Source organism: Candidatus Endomicrobiellum pyrsonymphae (assembly GCF_020328025.1).
Taxonomy (GTDB): Bacteria; Elusimicrobiota; Endomicrobiia; order Endomicrobiales; family Endomicrobiaceae; genus Endomicrobiellum; species Endomicrobiellum pyrsonymphae.
In genome coordinates this window covers 1-732 of sequence record NZ_JAIXMZ010000002.1, presented here as the reverse complement: position 1 = coordinate 732, position 732 = coordinate 1, and the positions used below count along the sequence as shown (strand labels likewise).

Genomic DNA, 732 nt, shown 5'->3' with positions numbered 1-732 from the left:
TCGACTCTGTGGAGTATGTGTTGTGTCGATTTTGTATAGATAATTCTGATTCTGATTCTGAGACTGATTCTGAGTCAGATTCTAATGAGTCGGATTTTACTCTGTTCTTCTTCTTTTCCCCGCCACCTCCTGCATCGCCGCCTCCGTCGCCTTTGCCACGCTCTTTCTCTTTCTCTTTCCTGCCTTTGCCACCTTTGCTTTCGCTACCTTCATCGTATGATGACGATGATGAAGATGATGGTGATGCGCTAAATGATGACGATAATGACCAGCTTGAAGATGAGCTGGAGGACGAACTAGAAGATGAGCTGAAAGGCGACGCTGGTGATGATGTTGGCGATGACGATGATGATGATGTGCTATCTGATGGTGATGATGCTGATGTAAATGTTGATGATGGGGCGCTATATGATGATGTTCCATATGAGGGGAATGTTGATGGGTCGCTATATGATGACGATGATGATGTTGACGATGATGACGATGAGCTGGATTTTACTCTTTTCTTCTTCTTTTCCCAGCCTCCGCTTCTTCTGTTGTTGTTGACGTCGTCGTGTGCTTCGCTACTGCTTTCATCGCTACTGCTTTTGCTACCTTCGCTACCTTCATCGTATGATGACGATGAAGGTAGCGAAGGTAGCAAAAGCAGTAGCGATGAAAGCAGTAGCGAAGCACACGACGACGTCAACAACAACAGAAGAAGCGGAGGCTGGGAAAAGAAGAAGAAAAGAG

General features: G+C 45.9%; 1 pseudogene. It reads left to right on the top strand.

Annotated elements, in window-relative coordinates:
• Positions 1 to 194: 194 nt before the first annotated feature.
• A pseudogene (locus LE180_RS00335) lies at positions 195 to 732 on the top strand (hypothetical protein); the annotation flags it as partial.